17 protein-coding genes and 2 pseudogenes are annotated in these 20,591 nt (G+C 41.4%); 12 read left to right on the forward strand and 7 right to left on the reverse strand.

What is annotated here, in order from left to right:
• Positions 1–19 precede the first annotated feature (19 nt).
• On the reverse strand, positions 20–196 hold the full coding sequence (locus ACM0OY_RS25010) for a hypothetical protein (RefSeq protein WP_414571525.1): 177 nt from the start codon (positions 194–196) through the stop codon (positions 20–22).
• A 656-nt stretch (positions 197–852) separates the two neighbouring features.
• Here ACM0OY_RS25010 and ACM0OY_RS25015 point away from each other — a divergent pair.
• The 8 genes and pseudogenes from ACM0OY_RS25015 to ACM0OY_RS25050 form a co-directional block, all read left to right on the forward strand.
• Positions 853–1,066: pseudogene (locus ACM0OY_RS25015) on the forward strand (glycosyltransferase); the annotation flags it as partial.
• Positions 1,067–1,312: 246 nt separating this feature from the next.
• Positions 1,313–1,921: a YqeG family HAD IIIA-type phosphatase gene (locus tag ACM0OY_RS25020; RefSeq protein ID WP_414571526.1), complete on the forward strand. Its 609-nt coding sequence runs from the start codon at positions 1,313–1,315 to the stop codon at positions 1,919–1,921.
• Positions 1,922–2,157: 236 nt separating this feature from the next.
• Complete coding sequence (locus tag ACM0OY_RS25025) at positions 2,158–3,138, forward strand: decaprenyl-phosphate phosphoribosyltransferase (protein ID WP_414571527.1); 981 nt, start codon at positions 2,158–2,160, stop codon at positions 3,136–3,138.
• 127 nt (positions 3,139–3,265) lie between these two features.
• The gene (locus ACM0OY_RS25030; protein WP_414571562.1) at positions 3,266–3,853 is read left to right on the forward strand and encodes a class I SAM-dependent methyltransferase; all 588 of its coding nucleotides are present in this window, start codon (positions 3,266–3,268) and stop codon (positions 3,851–3,853) included.
• 295 nt (positions 3,854–4,148) lie between these two features.
• Positions 4,149–4,502: a DMT family transporter gene (locus tag ACM0OY_RS25035; protein WP_414571528.1), complete on the forward strand. Its 354-nt coding sequence runs from the start codon at positions 4,149–4,151 to the stop codon at positions 4,500–4,502.
• Positions 4,503–4,562: 60 nt separating this feature from the next.
• A pseudogene (locus tag ACM0OY_RS25040) lies at positions 4,563–4,889 on the forward strand (GDP-mannose 4,6-dehydratase); the annotation flags it as partial.
• 5 nt (positions 4,890–4,894) lie between these two features.
• Complete coding sequence (locus tag ACM0OY_RS25045; protein ID WP_414571529.1) at positions 4,895–8,119, forward strand: hypothetical protein; 3,225 nt, start codon at positions 4,895–4,897, stop codon at positions 8,117–8,119.
• A gap of 168 nt (positions 8,120–8,287) precedes the next feature.
• Positions 8,288–8,662, forward strand: coding sequence for a DUF1636 family protein (locus tag ACM0OY_RS25050; protein ID WP_414571530.1), 375 nt, complete (start codon positions 8,288–8,290; stop codon positions 8,660–8,662).
• A 105-nt stretch (positions 8,663–8,767) separates the two neighbouring features.
• On the opposite strand, the gene ACM0OY_RS25055 is transcribed toward ACM0OY_RS25050, so the two are convergent.
• The 5 genes from ACM0OY_RS25055 to ACM0OY_RS25075 all read right to left on the reverse strand — a co-directional run bounded on the left by ACM0OY_RS25055 (position 8,768) and on the right by ACM0OY_RS25075 (position 14,604).
• Entirely contained in the window at positions 8,768–9,640 is an 873-nt protein-coding gene (locus ACM0OY_RS25055) for an Rpn family recombination-promoting nuclease/putative transposase (RefSeq protein ID WP_414571531.1), read from the reverse strand.
• A gap of 97 nt (positions 9,641–9,737) precedes the next feature.
• Entirely contained in the window at positions 9,738–11,531 is a 1,794-nt protein-coding gene (locus tag ACM0OY_RS25060; RefSeq protein WP_414571532.1) for an ABC transporter ATP-binding protein, read from the reverse strand.
• Positions 11,532–11,584: 53 nt separating this feature from the next.
• A complete protein-coding gene (locus ACM0OY_RS25065; RefSeq protein ID WP_414571533.1) occupies positions 11,585–12,394 on the reverse strand; it encodes an ABC transporter ATP-binding protein in 810 nt (269 codons plus the stop codon).
• 138 nt (positions 12,395–12,532) lie between these two features.
• Positions 12,533–13,573, reverse strand: coding sequence for a FecCD family ABC transporter permease (locus tag ACM0OY_RS25070; protein ID WP_414571534.1), 1,041 nt, complete (start codon positions 13,571–13,573; stop codon positions 12,533–12,535).
• Entirely contained in the window at positions 13,570–14,604 is a 1,035-nt protein-coding gene (locus ACM0OY_RS25075; RefSeq protein ID WP_414571535.1) for a FecCD family ABC transporter permease, read from the reverse strand. The genes ACM0OY_RS25070 and ACM0OY_RS25075 overlap by 4 nt, the downstream gene beginning before the upstream one ends.
• A 432-nt stretch (positions 14,605–15,036) precedes the next feature.
• On the opposite strand from ACM0OY_RS25075, the gene ACM0OY_RS25080 reads away from it, so the two are divergent.
• The 4 genes from ACM0OY_RS25080 (at position 15,037) to ACM0OY_RS25095 (ending at position 19,862) form a co-directional block, all read left to right on the forward strand.
• Complete coding sequence (locus ACM0OY_RS25080) at positions 15,037–17,142, forward strand: acylase (RefSeq protein WP_414571536.1); 2,106 nt, start codon at positions 15,037–15,039, stop codon at positions 17,140–17,142.
• Positions 17,143–17,270: 128 nt separating this feature from the next.
• Positions 17,271–17,972: an ATP-binding cassette domain-containing protein gene (locus tag ACM0OY_RS25085; RefSeq protein WP_414571537.1), complete on the forward strand. Its 702-nt coding sequence runs from the start codon at positions 17,271–17,273 to the stop codon at positions 17,970–17,972.
• Positions 17,972–18,793 carry an ABC transporter permease gene (locus ACM0OY_RS25090; protein ID WP_414571538.1) on the forward strand — a complete coding sequence of 274 codons (822 nt, stop codon included), beginning with the start codon at positions 17,972–17,974 and terminating at the stop codon, positions 18,791–18,793. Before ACM0OY_RS25085 ends, ACM0OY_RS25090 begins: the two co-directional genes overlap by 1 nt.
• Positions 18,794–18,989: 196 nt before the next feature.
• Positions 18,990–19,862 (forward strand): S-methyl-5'-thioadenosine phosphorylase, encoded by an 873-nt coding sequence (locus tag ACM0OY_RS25095; protein WP_414571539.1) that lies wholly within the window; start codon positions 18,990–18,992, stop codon positions 19,860–19,862.
• A 263-nt stretch (positions 19,863–20,125) separates the two neighbouring features.
• Here the strand turns inward: ACM0OY_RS25095 and ACM0OY_RS25100 are convergent, their stop codons facing one another.
• Positions 20,126–20,326 (reverse strand): hypothetical protein, encoded by a 201-nt coding sequence (locus ACM0OY_RS25100; RefSeq protein WP_190953715.1) that lies wholly within the window; start codon positions 20,324–20,326, stop codon positions 20,126–20,128.
• Between the last annotated feature and the right edge of the window lie 265 nt (positions 20,327–20,591).

A 20,591-nucleotide genomic window follows, 5' to 3' on the forward strand; every position in this document is an offset into this window, starting at 1 on the left:
TGACATTTTCAGATCTGTTTTAATTTTTATTAGTAAATAAGATGCGGCCGCCCTGCCCTATTCGGGGAGCTTCTTCGGCAGTTGTTGTACCGTCAGCCACCTTGGGCGCAATTGCCATTAATTCTAAGGCTAAATCAGTGGGAATTCCGCTTGCTTCTAAACGCCTTAATTCCAAAATATCAATTCCTGCTGCCAATCCATCTAGATATTATTCTATAGTTACACCGTAATCTTTAATTTCTGACATAGACACAATCCAACTTATACATTCGAGATTTTACCGATTTGGCGATCGCATTATCCATTACCAAGGTATTGAATTGACTTTGACCGGAGAAATCCTGCCTGGTTGAAACATTTTTGTCAGCTATGCTTATATTGATGCCCGGATTACCGATGATAGTGTTTTAGAAGTATATACCGTGACCAGATGTTTAAAAATATGGCACAAGCTCAACGACTCTGCTCTTTTGGTTTAGACACACTCAAACAACTTTTTAGAATGAAATAGCCCTGCCGTAGAGGTTTGGAGTTTTGCACGGGTACTAAACTCCAGTAAAAAAACAATTTTATATAAAAGACTAATAATAAAATTTTTATTGATAGCTATTATCTATTAATTGCTAGTTGCTTAAACAGATTAATTCGTATTAAACTTAAACCTAAGCTAAATGAAAAATAATCTCAACAAAAAAATAAAACTTTATACTTGCAATAGTATTTGGTGCTTTGCACAAAGCTTTATTGTTTGAGTTCCAATATTGAGGGAATGACAAAGTGCCTAAATCGCTTGCTGTACGCGAGCAACAGCAGATGATTCCTGGATTTTATCAGGCATACCAGTTTTTTCAGCCTTTAACAGGGTTCACGATTATTTTGGTTGCTATATTTTTTTCTCGGATCGGTTCAGTTAGTCTGTATTGGCATTTTAGGTGAGTATATTGGACGCATCTATGAAGAAGTTAAAGGTTTGCCCCTCTACACTCTTGCAGAAGTGGGCGGATTTAGTGACACTGATAAGCAAGTAAAAGTTGATTTTAAGAGCTTATCTGGAAACACTAGATGAAATAGATGAGCTTCCTAATACCCCTTTTGTTACTACCGAAAGAGTAAAATTAAGGATGAACATTAAACCTTATATATCTGCTCTGCGACCCCGACAGTGGACAAACAATATTGTTGTATTTGCTGCTCCTTTATTTACTTCAGTATTAATCTGCAATCAATTTTTGAGCAATAAAATGATATGTAAACTCTATGAAAGTTAAGTTTTTATCCCTCTTTAAATAAATATTAGTGTTGATAGTTAAGAATGCTAAATTCAACAAAGCTGTTATTCTCAATTCGCTCATTTCTTCACGCCTTAATACAGATAGGAAAAAGTTTTTTTGTCAAATCTATAAGTACATACACTTTTCCTCGTAAACTAAATACACTGACTGATTTAAAGATTGATCTACTAAAAAATGTTGGAATTAAAGGTGTTATTCTCGATTTAGACAACACAATTGTTTCTGAGGACGATCGTTACATATCTCCTGGTGCTGAAGCTTGGATAAAACAGGCAAAATCACAGGATTTTAAATTTTTTCTCCTCTCCAACGGTCTGCGTGAATGTCGAGCGAAAGCTTGGTCTAATCGTCTAAATATTCCAATTATCAATCCAGCAAGGAAACCCTTTCCTTTTGCATTTTATAAAGCATTAAATGAGATGCAACTTGAACCAAAACAAGTTGTTGTTATTGGTGATAGCCGTCATACAGACATTTTAGGAGCATGGTTTGTGGGCTGTCCTAGTATCCAAGTTGCAACTCTTCCTCATCCATTTCGATGGTGGGAGAAACTTTTTGGGAAAGGAGTACAAACCCCATATCCCCAAGGACATAAACTTTGGGATAATGATTTATCCTTGAGGCTATAACTTTATTTTTCCATTAATTTATCAATAGTCGAGAGATTGAATTAAGTTTGGCAGGATAACCAACACATAACTTAAATATTATGGCTTATTTATTTTTTAATTATGCGTTTATAAATAAAGATAAAAACTTACTTAAAGATTAGTCTAAAAACTACAAAATTTCATCCTAAAAATAACTTCATTTTTTCAGTTTAGACGAATTATTGTTAAGCAGCTAGATGAGGAAATTATAAATTATGGTTCGTCCAGAATCTGCCCCAGAACAAGCTCGAATTAAAAGAAGAATTAGTAGTAAAAAAATATTTTCCTTAGCTGCTCTGCGACCCCGGCAGTGGACTAAGAACTTGGTTGTTTTTGCCGCACCTTTGTTTGCTTTTAATTTAAGTTTGCAATCAATTATTGGGTGTTTACTGGCGTTTGTTTTGTTCTGCTGTGCTTCTAGTGGCTTCTATCTAATCAATGACATAGCAGATGTCGAATCAGATCGCCAACATCCTATCAAATGCAAACGCCCGATCGCAGCTGGATTAGTTAGTATTCCGGCTGCGATTGCCACATCAATAGTTCTGCTGGGAGCAGCGCTGAGTATCAGCTGGCTACGATCGCCTGCCTTAGGAATCACTCTCACTAGTTATGTGTTTTTGCAAATTGCCTATAACTTGAAGCTGAAGCACATCTCTATTTTGGACATCGTGGCGATCGCTACAGGATTTGTACTACGAGCCTATGCTGGTGCTGCTGCCACGGGTATTGTTTTATCAGCTTGGTTTGTATTATGCACAGCAATGCTGGCTCTATTTTTAGGGATTGAGAAGCGTAAAGTAGAACTGAGGTTCTTTGAAATACGGGGTGGAAAAACTCGCGCTGTTATTAAATGTTACTCCCTGCCGCTCTTGAGCCGAATGGAGAGTACAGTAACCACTGGTGCATTTATGAGCTACGCCCTTTGGAGTGCTGGACCTATAGTACGCGGTGCAACAACACCTTGGATGATGCTGACAATTCCTTTTGTGTTGTATGGCATTTTCCGTTATCAGATGCTCAGCGATCCAAAGGATATTGTTTCTGGAACAGAAAATGAGTTAGGACAAGGACAATACACGGAACGCCCAGAAGAAGTTTTATTGACAGATAGACCAATTTTACTAACTGTTATCAGTTGGATTTTTACGATATTCATAATATTGTTGCTGAAACAACATGGGGCTATTAAATAATTTTTCTACATAGGCTTAATAAATTAAATGAGTGCAGTTCTTATTTTTATCAGGAGATGATCTAACAATGTTAATGAGTCGCAGGCCCCTGTGGAAACTTATGACAACCCTGCACACCCCGATTTACATGTCGCGGTTGCGTAACCTAGTCCGCTGTATTACTCCTCACCTACGTGAGGGGGACTGTGTGCTTGACGTTGGCTGCGGGTTTGGTACACTGGGCAAGGCATTGTTAGATACACCTTTGTGTCCACTTAATTTACGTGTGGAGGGACTCGAGCGCGTCAAGCGCGGCAAAGAGCCAATCAAAGTCCTGGCTTATGATGGCATGACAATCCCCCATCCCGATAACACTTACGACGTGGTTATCCTCGCTGATGTGCTGCATCACGAACACGATCCCGACAGGCTGATTGGCGAGTGCATCCGCATCTCCCGGCGGCTAGTGATCATCAAAGATCATCAGCTCAAAGGACTGCTTTCCTGGTTGCGGGTCTCGTTCATCGACTGGGCCGCAAACGCGCCTTATGGTGTGCCATGCCTTTACCGCTATAACACGCCCAAGCAGTGGATCAATCTACGTCACCAACACAAGTTGACCATTATAGAGGAAAAGAGTTCAATGCAGCTGTACCCGCCAGTGGTAAACCTGCTATTTGGCAGGAGCTTGCAGTATTTGGCAGTTATGCAAGTGCCAGACTTTGTAGATGATTAACTCAAAGCTAACGATTGGTACGCTTAGACTCTTAGATTTGCTTGGTTCGAGTCCTTTGGTTCCCTGGCATTATCTAACCCATCATAAGGCATTCCACTTTGATGTCAGTCCCCTACTGGAGTTGGGGTGGAAACCTAAATACTCTAACAATGAAATGTTCCACGAAAGCTATGACTGGATCAGGCAAAATTATAATCAGCTTGCGGCAGAGAAAGCAGGTTCAGCTCATCGTTGTCCAGTGAAAGAAAAGCTATTATGGCTTGTCAAGCAATTTTCCTAATCAGATTTGATTGATATGAATTTTACTTTAAATGCATGGGGTTTAGTCTTCGTTGCTGGCATTAATACCTGCATCGGGAATTTGCTCCTCAAGCGATCTCGCCTCGAAGCCCCAGATCCCGGCTTACTGTCATTGCTGTTTTCCCCTTGGTTGATTGCTGGGTTAGTGTTCTATGGCATCAATGTCGTGCTATTCGCCAAAGCATTAGATAAATTGCCAGTTTCAGCAGCCTATCCTGTCTTAGCTGGAATCGGATTTGCTTTGATTGCCATTGCTGACAGTTATTTCTTTAGAGAACGCCTTGGCCTTAACCAATACGTTGGGCTAGGGGTAATTCTAGCTGGAATCCTTATCATGTCCCGCTCCTGATAGGAAAAAACATATGGAAAAGGTCAGTCGTTCTTGCCTATGTGTGGTTCCAAAAACCGTCTGCCTACTTTAACAACCAATTGCTCAAATAATTATTGTTCTTTCCAGTTTCCTGAAAAACTTATTCCTTTGACTATTCTCGATGCTCTAAATGGCAAGCTTCTACCTATATACGGTGAGGATCAAAACATATGAGACTGCTTTTATGTAACCAATCATTATGATGCTCTCTATTTTGTTTTAAGAGAAGGCTGCGTTGGTGAAACCTACAGTATTGGAGAAGCAAATGAACAAATTAATTTGGCAGTTGTTGAAAGAATTTGTGCCATTTTCGATGAGCTAGTACCAAAATCAGATTTTAAGCATTCTTCTTTAATTACATTTATCAATTTATGAAAATCGTTAGATCGATATCTAATTTGAAATCAATTCCATCTTTTTTATTCCAGCAAATCCAACAACATTGGATCGATATTTTAATTACCTTTGTTCTTGCAATTGCAGGTGGCTTTGCATCTTACTTAGGCGCACAGTTGATCGACCCTGTAATTGTCCGGGTCTGGGACGTTTGGTTTAGTGGCGATACACCCCGCGTCTTCGACAACATGACTTCCCTTTCGAGCGATCATCAGCGTCTGAGAGTGCACCCATTATTTTCACTGATAGCATACCCTCCAGTCAAAGTATTAGAGAAAGTCTTACACTTTGAGCCGATTACAGCTGTTAGGATAGTTATTGCTGTCGTTGCGGCTCTCTGGCTTGGTGTTCTATTTATCACACTGAGATCAATCGGATGTCGCCGATTTGACGCAACACTATTTAGTCTTCTTGGGGCAACCAGTGCCGCAGCTATATTTTGGTTTACTATTCCAGAAACCTACCCTTTTGGTTCATTAAGTATCTTAGTAGCACTGGGCTTTGTCAGCCTTACAGAAAAGCATCTGTTTTCTTCTTTGTGGTATACAGCCGTTAGTGTGCTAACACTTAGTATTACGATAACTAACTGGATGGTAGGAATCCTAGTAACAGTAGTTAATCATCGCTGGAAGCAGTCTTTACAAATCACTCTCAATACCTTAGCTCTAGTAACACTACTGTGGGCAGTAGAGAAGTATATATTTCCTAGTGCTATATTTTTTCTGGGTGACACAGCAGAAAAGGAATACATAAAGATATTTAAATCGGCTGGTGATTATCTGACAGTAGTGAAGTCATTTTTCTGTAATACGATAGTTATGCCAGCCATTCAGCTAGATGTAGATGAACAATACGGATATACAGTAATGTATGCTCAATCTGCTGCTCCTGGTTCTGGTAGCATCTGGGGATTTATGGCAGTCGGATTATGGATGGCGCTCTTAGGTTTGGGGATCTGGGGATGCGTTTCTAGCAAAAAGCATACTAAATTCCGACTTGTTTTAGGACTTTCACTTCTCGGACAGCTACTACTCCATTTAGTATATGGAAGTGAATTTACTTTCCTTTATTCACTCCATTTTCTCCCTTTGTTAATAATACTCGCAGCTTTTAGTAGTCTAACACGGGCGCGTCTAGTAAGCTTGATGTTGGCAGGAATGCTCGTTATTAGTGCAGGCATAAACAATGGCTGGCAATTTCATCAAGCAACCGAGTACTTTTTGCATTTTCTCACGCCACGTGGGCAGGTTCAATCACAAATGCTACGGCGACCATCTGACCCTTGGCCACGTAGCACAGGCCACGTAGTTCTGGCTACTCCAGGAACTCGTGAGGAGGCTAAAGCTTATCATGAACCGGGTGGCAGCTTTAGTCCGGCTGTAGGTAGTTTTGGGGTTTCCATCTGGCTTATTGACGCACAAGGTAATTTGAAAGCGACTAGCGATAGTATCCCCCTGAGTCAAATCCAACAGCAGTTTGTTTATGCTGGTAGCGAAGAGATACCAGCAATTCTAACTAAAACCAACGACTATCAGTCCTCTTGGTCTTCTCCTAGTCTGGGGCATTGGCAACTAAACCTTCAGACCTTAACAAAAAAAAGCAAACCAATGATAGTCATCCGTAGTGTCGGTCCAGCAGGCGGGGCAATCCAGTCTCTTGAGTGGGATGGTCAACGGTTGTTAATTAACGAGCGCTGGTCTGTGAAGCTTGCTTCACAACCGCTTGGAGTGTATTTAGGAGAAGAAGGAAAACAGGGCTGGATTAGTGAACAACGTCCTACCAATGTCTGGAAAGGTGAAAGTGGCTGGGGCTATGCTCGCTTTGAACTAGGTGATGGCGAGAAGTGGAATTTGACGATTGAGGATACTATATCTCAACCTAAACCAGAGCTTAATGCCACTCAGACCAAGTCTACTTTAGAGCTAAATCTACCAAACCAGCAATTCTCAGACAGCTTGAATGCCCAAGTTGCCCATTTGATGATGAGCCTTGTGAACAAGCAGACTCGCGCAGGCGAACCGACCAACTATCCTTTGCCGTGGCTGCGGGATGGAGCTTATACGCTGGTTGCTCTAGCTCGTGCTGGGCAAATGGAGACAGCAAAAGAATTATCGATTTATTTTGCGGAAAAAGATTTCTTCGGTGGTTCTGGACCGGAAGCTGATGCCCCAGGTTTAAGTATTTGGGCATTAGAAGAAGTAGCTGTGCGGTTAAACGATCCAAAATACGACCAATGGCTTTGGCCGCACATTCACCGGAAAGCTGAATTCATCCTCAAAATGCTTTCGAGCAAACAACCTATCCATCAACCTGTGATCGCTCCAATTATACCGATCATGAAGAAAGATCCTGAACTAACGCTAGTCGCCGAGCCTGCTCGGAATGGTCTGATTATAGGTCGAATGGATGGTGAGCGACCTCTATTATTTGTCAATGCTGTCAGCTATCGTGGACTTCTAGATGCTGCTTCCTTAGCTGAGCGAGTCAATCAACCAACTGATGCTCAGCGTTGGCGGATTAAGGCGGCTGAACTCCAAAAAGCTTGGATAAAGGCATTTAAGCCTCCGGAGTTGGAAAATAGACTAAGTTATACAAGCAGTCTTTGGCAAACCTGGATAGCTGCTCCGCACCAGAATGCTCTTCTCCAAGGTCTACAAAAACGGTGGAGAGAGATGCGCGATCGCCAAGGAGGATTTCGTGAAACTCCTATATGGAGTTATTTAGATATTGCCGAGGCACATCAATGGCTGTTTCTTGGCAAACCAGAGCGGGTTTGGACAACATTAAGGTGGTTTTGGGATCATCAAACATCCCCTGGACTTTATACCTGGGGGGAAGTAGCAGGTTACGAAGACTATTCAGGCCATTGGGAACAGATACGAGGTTGGGTCGATCTTCCCAATCCTCCGCGCGTCACACCCCACTACTGGACAGCTTCTGAAATGTTGTTACTGCAACTGGACATGCTAGCTTACATCGACCAGGCTGAGAGTAAGCCAACCCTAGTCATTGGGGCAGGAATTCCAGTCAAATGGCTTAATCAACCCCTAAGTGTAAAGGGATTGTCAATGCCCAATGGTCAGGTAGATTGGTTCTGGGATGGCAAACAAATGGACGTGAAAATCAGAGGTGGCAGCATTAATTTAAGACTGGGGTCAGCTTTCCCCTCTAACACAAGATTGAATGTTGAATATTACTAATACCTTTGGAAAAACTGAAACAAAAATCACTCTGGAAGACGCTGAAAGCTGTTCAACAAAATCATATTTATTTAGTAGGCTTATCAATCTGGAGGGGATCGAATTTGATTGCTGCGGATGCTGTAATTGATGACCTCTTCAAATACCTAGTCAACACACCCTAAACCTATGCCTAAACACACTATATTCGTTTGTAAATCCTGTCATCGGTCATCTGAAGAACGTCCAGAAAATCCCCCTTTTCATGGTGAATTTTTACTTGATGAAGTAAACAATCTATGCAATCAAAAATTTACTTCTGATGAAATTGAAATTCAGTCAGTTGGGTGTTTGTGGGCTTGCAGTCAAGGTTGTGTCGTAGCTGTATCAAGTGAAGAAAAACCCACCTATCTGTTTGTGAATCTTGGCGTAGAAAAAAGCGCAGCAGCGTTAGTAGAATTTATGCAACTGTATATCAAAAGCCGCAAGGGAGCCATAGCTTGGGAAAAGCTTCCTGAACTTTTACAGTCTGCTATTTTCGCGCAAATTCCACCTGTAAAATGATAGCTGTAAATTATTTGCAGTATGGCGATACTTTCTAGAGGTAGACGCTAGGTATAGGTTGCTTTTTCGGAGGAGTAAGCTAAGACACCCTAGTAATAATTTCATTTATTTTGCTAGTAACCAAGCTTCTAAATCAGCCAAGCTAGTAAAATCTAACAATGCCTCGCTCAAATCTTCCAAAATAGGTAAAGATAAATCAAAAATTGAAGAACGCATTTCTTTTGGAACTTTTCCAAACCGCTTAGTCAACAGTCGGATAATCAGGTTAGCAGCCTCTTCTTGTCGTCCTTCTTGTCGTCCTTCTTGTCGTCCTTCTTCCCTTCCTTCTTCCTTAATTTCGCGGTAAACCCTCGTTTCCTTGAGCGTGATCCCTAGCATAGACTCTACCTCTGTTCGGCTTAATTTTTCAAACCTGTACACCATTATCGTCGTGACTAACTCTATTATGACGCCACTTGACGGTTGAGGTTGTTCCTGACGCGATCGCTCCAGTAAATATTTAGCTTCTTGTGGTGCTTGTTCTTCTTGAACAGTAGTTAAAACCATCAATGCTACCCATAGAGGTAATTGGCGAATATCGCCCAATTCATCCAAATACACCCGATGTACTTGTTCACCATTGAGCAATGAGCGATGGGGATTAGTATCGCTTTGTTCAACACTCCGAGATGGATAAATTATCACTGCTTCCCAATCGCTGAATCTGTCACGATTGCGATAGAAATATAACGAAGATTCTGCAAATATTCTTTCGTAAAGTTGTTCATCTTTCTGAAACTGTACTTCACAGAAATATACAACTCCTACACCTTCGTTTTCTGGTGGAAGAAATACCCCGTCAATTTCAAATTTTGGTTCTTTGACGGCTACCGAATCAAATCGATAAGCATCTGCATTTATCGGGGGATTTGTCAAGAGTTCAAATAGCAAAGTGGGGTATTGCTGAAAAAGTTTGTAGAAAATCGAATCTCGCCGCATAAATATTATTTCTTATTAAAACTCTATCCTTTTGTGGGTAGAGTATTAACCAATTCTGAATTCTGTATTCTCTATTCTGTATTCTTCTTCAACTAAATCATTTCACCCCCGATTGCACTTGCCATAAACCAGCATAAATGCCATTTTTATCCAACAATTCTTCATGGGTTCCCGATTCAACCAACTTGCCAAATTCCATGACATAAATGCAATCGGCATTGCGGATAGTGGAAAGACGATGAGCGATCGCTATTGTTGTCCTATTTGCAGTAATCCGTTCTAAAGAACGCTGAATAGCGGCTTCAGTTTCATTATCCACCGCTGATGTGGCTTCATCTAAAATGAGAATTGGTGGATTTTTCAAAACAGCCCTAGCGATCGCAATTCTTTGGCGTTGTCCACCAGATAATTTTTGTCCTCGTTCCCCGACTATTGTCTCATAACCTTCGGGTAGCCGCATAATAAAATCATGGGCTTCGGCAATTTTACCAGCAGCAATGATTTCTTCATCTCTAGCACCAAAAGTACCATAGGCGATATTTTCAGCAACGGTACCATGAAATAAGAATACATCTTGACTCACCAAGCCAATACTACGACGCAAATCATCTAAATTTAATTCTTGGATATCAATACCATCAATAGCGATTCTTCCAGCAGAAATTTCATACAATCGCAATAATAATTTTACTAAAGTACTTTTACCAGAACCTGTAGAACCAACAATGGCGATGGTTTTGCCTGCGGGTATATGTAAAGATAAGTTTTTAATTACTGGCTCTCTATTAGCATAGGCAAAAGTGACTTCTTTGAAATGAATTTCACCACGTGCTTGTTCAACTGGTAAAGATTCTTTCCCTGGAACGATATTGATGGGAGTATCTAATAAATTCATGATGCGATTAGTAGAAGCCATTGACCTTTGATATTTGTCAAATATTTCTCCTAATGTTACTAATGGCCACAACAATCTTTGTACTAAAACCAGTAAAACACTGTAATTACCAATAGATATCTTTCCATTGTATGTTGCCATACCTCCCCAAAATAATAAGGATGTAAACCCTATTAGAATTAGCATTCTAATTAAAGGAGTAAATGCGGCAGAAAGTTTAATTGCTTTGGTGTTACTTTTCCTATATGCTTCGCTTTCTCCAGCAAATCTAGCACTTTCATAAGCTTCAGCAGTGAAACTTTTAATTGTAGTAATTCCACTCAAATTATTTTCCAATCTTGAATTGAGAAAACCTACTCTTTCTCGCACTTCAGCGTAACGATCTTCTAACAGCTTTTGATAAGTAAAAGAACCCCAAAGAATAAAAGGCATGGGCAACAATGTTGCCAAAGTAATTGAAGGGGGTAAAATCCAGAAAGCACCACAAGTTAAAATAATAACTGAAGTAGTAATTTGGATAATTTCACTAGCTACAAAATTCAAAAAATCTTCCAATCTGTTGATATCATCATTCAAAATTGACATCAAACCGCCGATAGTACTTTCTTCAAAGTAAGCTGAATCTAATTGTTGTACGTGGTTATAGGTATCTACACGTAAATCATGCTGAATATTTTGGGCTAAATTACGCCATAGTCTAGTATATGCGTACTCGGAAGCTGATTCTAGTATCCAGATAATGATGGTAGCAACTGCAAGCAAGAAAAACTGCCAAGTTATATCTTTAAAACCTAATTTAGCAATGAAGGAATTTTGCTGCTCTACGAGAATATCTACCGCAACACCAATTAACCACGGCGGTGCTAAATCTAAAATCGTATTGATGATAGTAAATAATGTTGCCTGCCAAATTTGTAGGCGATATTGGCTGCCATAATTGAGCAAGCGTTTTAGAGGATAACCTGAATTTTTCGACTTTTGAGATACTCTTGTCACGACTGTTTATTTTTTGTAGTTAAATAATTTGATTAGACATTGCATAAGGGATTTCATTCGATTGGTTGATGATTTATTTTTCCCTTGCGTCCTATTGGTACACACATAGGAGTCCCCACAACAGGATCAAGAATAATACGACACTCCAATCCAAAAACCTCCTGAACCATTTCTTTTGTCATCACTAACTTTGGTTCACCAGCAGCAAAAATTCGGCCATCTTTCACAGCAATTAAATAATCAGCGTAACGACATGCCTGATTTAAATCATGCAGCACCATTACAATTGTTCGTCCTTGAGTTTGGTTCAAATCATACAATAAATCTAAAATCTCTATTTGGTGCGCCAAATCCAAAAAAGTAGTCGGTTCATCTAACAGTAAAATATCTGTATCTTGGGCCAGCGCCATAGCAATCCAAGCTCTCTGTCGTTGTCCACCAGACAAAGTATCTAATGCTCTATCTGCCAATTTCAATAAATCTGTAATTTCTAGCGCCTGTTGTACGATTTTTTCATCTTTTGCCGACCATTGTTGTAACCAATTTTGATAAGGATAACGTCCTTGTGCTACTAAATCTTGTACTGTCAACCCTTCAGGTGCTACTGGTCCTTGGGGCAAAATACCCAACTGTTGTGCTACTTCTTTGGTAGAAAGATTCAAAATAGAAGTTCCATCAAGATATACTATACCTCCACGCGGTTTGAGTAATCTTGCCAAGCCTCTTAACAAAGTTGATTTACCACAACCATTAGCACCAACTAAAGCACTAATTTGCCCGCAGGGAATTGCTAAATTTAAGTCACGGATAATCGTAGCGCCATCGTAAGCTAAAGACAGACTTTTGGTTGACAATCCTTTCATAATGAATTTTGGATTTTAGATTTTGAATTTTGGATTTATAAAAACGTGATTTTTTAGTTGATAAAATATCCTTTTTTCCTAGTCCCCAATCACCAGTCACCAGCGATGCACTGAGCTTGCCGAAGTGTCCCCAGTCCCTCATTTTTTCCGATTACGAATTAATAAATACAAAAAATAAGGAGCGCCAATGGCAGCAGTTACTACTCCACAAGGAAGTTCGATAGGTGCAAACAACGTTCTACCTAAGAAGTCTGCCATGACAACAATTACTCCTCCTAAGAGTGCGGAAGTAGGAATCAAGGCTTCGTGGGTTGTACCTACTAACTGTCGTCCTAAATGGGGTGCAATTAAACCCACAAAACCAATATTACCGGCGGTGGCGACTCCTGCACCTGCTAAGGCTACCGCCACCAATATCAGTAAACCACGTTGCCATTCCACCAGACTACCTAGACTTTTAGCAACATCATCTCCTAAATTAAGAGCGTTCAAATGTCTTGCTAATGTCAAAGCCGTTGGGACAAAAACAACTAACCAAGGTAATAGGGAAAATACTTGCTCACTCGTCCGTCCGTAGACACTTCCAGCTAGCCAAACTAAAGCATTACTCACATCAGAAATTTGCCCAAAGGTAATCATTAAGCTGGTTATGGCACTGGCGATCGCAGATAAACCCACACCCATTAAAATTAATAGGATCGGGGAACTACCGTTATTCCAAGCCAGCGAGTAAATCAAAACCGCCATCAGCAAAGCACCAGTAAAAGCTGATAGCGGCAAGGTGTAAATTGGTGCTGCCGGAAATAAAACAATTACGCTAACTGCCGCTAGACTCGCCCCGGCATTAATGCCAATAATACTGGGATCTGCCAATGGATTGCGTGTCAGCCCTTGAAAGATAGTCCCAGAAATCGCCAGCGCCATCCCCACCATCAAAGCTACAAGGGTGCGGGGTAGACGCAAATCGTAAATCACGAATGTATGGTCTGGGTTTCCCGTATCTAAACCCAATAAAGTTTTCACGATATCCCCAGGTGCAATTGGATATTCACCCCGCCCTAAATTCATCACCATTGCGACTACGATCGCTAATGCCAAACATAGCACTATGATTGGCACACGTCGGTCTATACGAAAGGATATCGCCTGGGAGCGAATGACTAGCCAATCAACTTTCATTTTTTCACCTTTGACTTAGCTAGGTAGACAAAAAAGGGCGCACCAACAAGTGCTGTCATCACACCTACAGGTAACTCCTGTGGTTTGAGCAACACACGAGCCCCAATATCTGCAACCAAAAGTAAAATAGCCCCCAAAACTGCACAATGAGGTAATATCCAACGGTAATCGGCTTTAATATAAAATCTCACTATATGGGGAACGACTAAACCAATAAAGCCGATTGGCCCTGCCAAAGCAACGGAACTTCCAGCCAGTAAAACTACGCTGATAGCAGTCATAATTTTGACCCAGGCTGTTTGTTGACCTAACCCTTTAGCTACATCTTCACCCAAACTCATGGTAGTAATTTGTCTACCAAGGGCAAAAGCCATGATTAATCCAATGAGGACGAAGGGCAATGCTTGGAAAAACATATCCACATCGCGGCCAGCTAGTGAACCCGCTAACCAAAATCTAATTTCTTCTAAGGTGCGTTGACTGACAATCAGAATCGCGGTAGTAACAGAAGAGACGAGAGCAGTTAAAGCTGCACCTGCTACCGTCAAATTTAATGGAGTCGCTCCTCCCCTTCCTAAAGAACCAAGGAAGTAAACTAATATTGCCGTGGCTCCTGCTCCCACAAATGCCACAATTGTGTAAACATCTTGGGATGCGCTAGCAAATAGAAAAGTCGCTACAACCACCGCTACTGCTGCACCCGACTCAATACCCAAAATCCCTGGATCTGCTAGAGGGTTGCGTGTTAAACCTTGCATTAACGCTCCGGAGACTGCCAAGGAAGATCCTACAAGAATAGCAACGAGCGATCGCGGTAATCTCACAGTCTGGATAACTAAGTGATCGTAGGAACCGTCAAAGGCTATGAAAGATGCCAAAATCTTACCTAAAGGTATTTCTGCTGCACCCAGCGTCACACTGTACACCAAGCAAATTAGCAGCATACAAAGTCCCAAGACCAGACCAAATAAGGCCGACATTTTTTGTGGCTTTTTCAGTCCTTTCGCTGAGGCTATGGTCGCTTTTATCATTATCCTGCTGTCAGTTGAAAATATTACGCTCTGCTGGTTATATGTTTTTTACAGCTATTTTCGGCTAATTAAAACCTCTGTAGGGGCGCACAGCTGCGTGCCCCTACAGCGAACTGCACTAGATGAAAAAGTCTGTAAATTCCGACTCTCAATATTTAGCAGCTTTCTAGTCATTAAATTGATAATCTTTCTTGATAAATATATAGATTACATTATCATGCAACGATTTCCTTATTTTTCAAACGAAAAAAGATACTCAGAAAGTTTTGATATAGTTTCTCAACAAACTGGTATTGTTTAGATCAAGCTGAATCTAAGTTGAAAAAGGTAGTAGGGACTGGGGAGTCGGGAAATCGGGGGCAAAGAGGCAGAGGGGAGTAACCAATGACTAATCCCTCACATAGACGTTATACCTAACACATGGTGGTGTTAATGAGGTTTGATATTTTACTTAAGGTTTACAGAAGAAAATCAATACGCGTTTTACCCTTAATACTCAGTTTGATACTGGTTTTGTTTATGGGTAGCCAGACTATAGCTACACCAACAAAATCCACAGAGATATTATGGGATACCTATGGTGTACCGCACATCTACGGTAAAGATGACCAGAGTGCCTTTTATGCCTTTGGTTGGGCGCAAATGCAAAGTCATGGAGATTTGCTTTTGCGTCTTTATGGTCAAGCACGGGGACACGCGGCCGAATACTGGGGTGAAGAATATCTAGAGTCAGATCGTTGGGTACTATCGATGGGAGTACCAGAACGTGCTGGTACTTGGTATAAAGCACAAAATCCAACTTTTCGCAAGTATCTAGATGCTTTTGCAGCTGGGATCAATGCTTATGCTGACCAAAATCCCAACTTGATTGACGATCGCGTTGAGGTAGTCCTACCAGTTAACGGCGAAGATGTGATGGCTCACTTACATCGGGTACTCAATTTCACCTTTGTGGTCGATCCAGGGCCAGTATTCGACTTGAGCAAACAAAAGTTGCAAGCAGGATCTAATGGTTGGGCGATCGCACCTTCTCATTCTGCTAGTGGGAAGGCTATGTTACTAGCCAATCCGCATCTACCTTGGTCGGATTTATTTTTGTGGTACGAAGCCCAAATCACCGCACCGGGAATTGATGCTTATGGGGCAACACTTGTAGGTATTCCCGTATTGGCGATCGCTTTTAACAACAACTTGGGTTGGACTCACACCGTTAACACCTATGACGGTTGGGATTTGTATGAACTCGCACTGGCAGAGAATGGCTACCGGTTTGATGGTAAAGTTCGTCAATTCGTTTCCAAAACCCTGCCTTTGAAGGTGAAGCAGAAAGATGGCTCTGTGCAAGAACAACCATTAGTAGTCAAGAGTTCCATCCACGGGCCTGTGATCAATGAGAAAAATGATAAAGCCATAGCGCTGAGAGTTGCTGGCCTTGACCGACCAGGTGTACTCCAACAATGGTGGGATATGGCACGAGCAAAAAACCTCAACCAATTTGAAACCGCACTCAAGCGCCTGCAACTATCGATGTTTACAGTGATGTATGCCGATAGAGAAGGACATATTATGCACCTATTCAACGGTCAAGTTCCGGTACGTCAAGAAGGAGATTTTGCATATTGGCGAGGCGTGATTCCTGGGGATACATCTAAAACTTTATGGACAAAAATCCATCCATACCAAGATTTACCCCGCGTAGTCGATCCTAAAAGTGGTTGGTTGCAAAATACCAACGACCCACCTTGGACAACTACGTTCCCAACTGCGATTAAAGCAGACGATTACCCGTCTTACATGGCACCTCGTTTCATGGATTTCCGCTCACAACGTTCTGTGAAGATGTTGGCTGAAGATGACAAAATCTCTTTTGACGAGATGATTGCATACAAGCACTCGACCAGGATGGAAATGGCCGATCGCCTTTTAGATGATTTAATTCCTGCTGCCCGCAAGTATGGTAAGGACTTGGGGCAAAAAGCAGCTAATGTTCTAGAAACCTGGGATCGGCAAGCCAATGCAGATAGTCGAGGGGCGGTACTATTTGCCTTTTGGGTTCAAAAGCTGGACTTAGATAAGACATTTAGTAAACCTTGGAGTGAAGACTCCCCACGCACCACACCCGATGGTTTAGCTAATCCAGAAAGTGCAGTTACAACACTCGAAGCAGTGGCAGCAGAAATAGAAAAGACGTATGGAACTATAGATGTGCCGTGGGGAGATGTTTTTCGACTACGTTATGGCAATATCGATTTACCTGGCAATGGTGGTGCAGATCCCCTTGGGATCTTCCGAAGCCTCTATTTTTCACCGGAGTCAGATGGGAAGTTTAAATCCGAACTTGGCGATTCCTATGTTGCGGCAATTGAATTTTCTAATCCTGTACGAGCAATGGCACTCACCAGCTACGGCAATGCAACTCAACCGGGATCGCCGCATATTGGCGATCAGTTAAACATGTTCGCCAAGAAAAAATTGCGTCCTGTGTGGCGCGATCGCGACCATATCCTTGCCCATTTGGAAGCACGAAAAGTATTCTAGTGGTCTATTGCAAAAGTTTTTAAAGGTTCGTAGTAAGGACTTTAGTGCTTAAAAAATTAAGGACTAAAGTCCTTACTACAAACTTATGACCATCATAATTAATGCGATAAACTACCACACAAACAAGGATGAAAGATCGACTGACTATAAACCAGACCACTAAGCCAGAATTACTTCCCAACAACCCTATTCTTTTGGTACAAGATTTAGGGCGAATAGTTGAACAACGCTGGATTTGGAGTCAGCTCAGTTTTCAATTATTTCCAGGGGAGCGAGTAGCGGTGATAGGTGCTTCTGGCTCTGGTAAAAGTTTGCTCCTGAGAGCATTAGCTGGTCTCGATCCTGTACAAGCAGGACAAATTGTTTTTCAGGGACAGGCGATAAATTCCCACTTTATGCCCAGCTATCGTTCCCAAATTATCTATTTGCAACAACGACCAGCCCTTTGGGAAGGAACTGTGGAGGAAAATCTCCAGCAAGTTTATCGATTAACTGTTCACCGCCATCTAATTTACAACCGCAAGTTGATTTTAGACTATCTGCTTCTTTTGCATAAAACGCCTGACTTTTTGCAGCGTCCGGTTAGCGCTCTTTCAGGTGGAGAAGCACAGATAGTCGCTTTTCTAAGAGCTTTGCAACTTTCACCTGCGATACTGCTACTAGATGAACCTACCGCCTCACTAGATGCTGGAACTGCTCAAAGCTTAGAAGCCTTAGTTGCAGCTTGGCAATATGAACGCCCACAACGGGCATATCTTTGGACAAGTCACGACCCTAAGCAATTGGAACGTATTACCAACCGTCAAATTACTTTAAAGGAAAAAGATTGATGGAAACCAACTATATCCAGATTAGTTACGGACAATTGGCTTTGGCGACTTTGTTTATTGTAATTAATGTGGGGCTTTCTTTTGGTTTGCGGTTGGGACTAGAGCAAAGTCTAGGGATAGCTTCCCTACGGATGGTAGTGCAGTTATTCATGGTGGGATACATATTGCAGTGGGTATTTACTCTCAGCAACCCTTTGTTAATTATACTTTTGGCTTTGGGCATGACTGTTGTAGCTGGTATATCCAGTGTTAACCGTACACGTAGACGATTTACTAGTATTTATTGGAATAATTTTATTTCGCTTTTGAGTGGTTCGTTTTTAGTTACCGGGATAGTAGTTAGCGGCATTTTGCGCGTAAAACCCTGGTACGAGCCTCAGTATCTTATTCCCTTTTTGGGTATGGTGTTGGGTAATGCACTCACGGGCACGTCTTTGAGTTTAGATCGGTTTATGGAAGACTTGACCAATCGCCGGGGAGAAATAGAGGCGCTACTGAGTCTAGGCGCAACCCGTTGGGAAGCTGCACATCAAACTATTAAAGAAGCCTCCAGAACAGGAATGATCCCGACTATTAACTCAATGATGGTGATGGGATTAGTTAGTTTACCGGGAATGATGACTGGTCAAATTCTCGCCGGGGCAAATCCTACTGATGCCATACGCTACCAGATTGTGATTATTTTTGCACAAGCATCAGGCACAGCGATCGCCATCATCGGCGTTATTATCCTAGCTTTCTTTGCTCTGTTTAATCGCAATCATCAGTTGACAACTTCGTTAATTCAGAAATCACCAAACAAGGCAAAAGTAAAAACTTAAAAGATAACTCAGAATTCAGAATGGTCTTTGGTTGAAGCTGATATCATATCAAGTTCGGATAATCACTTATTATTAAAATTTCTCCACGTCCCCGCGTCAGTCCTAATGATAAGTCTTCACCCGAACATGATATCATCCCGTCCTTTCGTATCTAGTAAAATAACTTAGCAACTCAGCAAGGAAAAGGTTCAGTATCATGCCTCAAGCTAGTATTGGAATTATTGGTGGCAGCGGTCTGTATAAAATGGATGCGCTCAAAGATGTAGAAGAGGTGCAAGTTCAGACTCCCTTTGGTTCGCCATCTGATGCTTTAATTCTAGGAACTTTGGATGGGACGCGGGTAGCTTTTTTGGCGCGGCATGGTCGTAATCACACGCTTTTACCTTCTGAGTTACCGTTTCGCGCTAATATCTATGCGATGAAGCAATTGGGTGTCGAGTACTTAATTTCGGCTAGTGCTGTGGGTTCATTGAAAGCAGAGGCGAAACCATTAGATATGGTGGTCCCAGATCAATTTATTGACAGAACAAAAAATCGCATTTCAACGTTTTTCGGTGAAGGAATTGTGGCTCACATTGCCTTTGGCGATCCGATTTGCCAAAATTTGGCTGCTGTGTTGGCAGATGCGATCGCTACTCTCAATTTACCAGAAGTCACTCTCCATCGCGGCGGTACTTATGTGTGCATGGAAGGGCCGGCGTTTTCCACAAAGGCAGAATCAAATCTTTACCGCAGTTGGGATGCAACAATCATTGGGATGACGAATTTACCAGAGGCGAAGTTGGCTAGAGAAGCGGAAATTGCCTATGCAACTTTAGCGCTGGTGACAGATTACGATTGTTGGCATCCAGACCATGACAGTGTGACAGTGGAGATGGTAATTGGCAATTTGCTGCGGAATGCGGTGAATGCTCAAAAGGTGATTCAAGAAACTGTGCGGCGGTTAAGTGAAAATCCACCACCGAGCGAAGCACATTCGGCTTTGAAATATGCGATTTTGACTCAATTGGATAAAGCACCAGCAGCCACGAAAGAAAAGTTAGGGTTATTGTTGCAGAAGTATTTGTAGTAGTAGAACGGACTGGGGGACTAGAGACTAGGGATTGAGTGCCAAATCGAAAAAATTACAGAAAATTAGGTAATTAAATCACGTCTATTTTGAAACCCCTAGTTTTTTCAAAATCCCTTCCCTGTTTCCTCTTGAAAAACTCTAGTTCTCAATTTGGAAGAAGTTTAAGTTATAGCAGTCGAAGTATAGTTTAGGACATAAACTGATGATAAAACCTTGACACCAAAGGACTTTCAGTTCTGTTGCCTATTGCCTGTTGCCTGCTATAATTCCTCAATTGGTTGCTCCAGCATTTCGGGTACTAAAGCTGGGTTAGCTTTGCGCTCCTCTGGTGATTGCTCGCGAATCACATCGTCCATTTTTGGAGGGTGTTTGATTTTGTCAAGTACCTCTGGACTTAATTGTGATGGATCGCTTTCTGGATTCATTTTTTCAGCTTGACTAGGAACTGTTTCCTTATTCATATTTATTTTCCCTAACTCATACGCCAAGCTTAAATTTTTTAGTTGCAAGGTACACACTACCTTGGGGCTTAAATTGCTATTTATACTAATTCGCAATTAAGAGGATGTTTTAGATAATAAAGTCTAATTAATAACATTTTAAATTAAGTAGTTTCTGTAAATAATTCAATTAATTAGAATTAGTAACTTATTTTACAAAATTATATTTTAATTCAGCTAATTTACTTAATTCAACTCTTAATTTATCGCCTTTTGTTTGAGGAAT

The organism is Nostoc sp. CCY 9925, assembly GCF_963920935.1.
Classification (GTDB): domain Bacteria; phylum Cyanobacteriota; class Cyanobacteriia; order Cyanobacteriales; family Nostocaceae; genus Nostoc.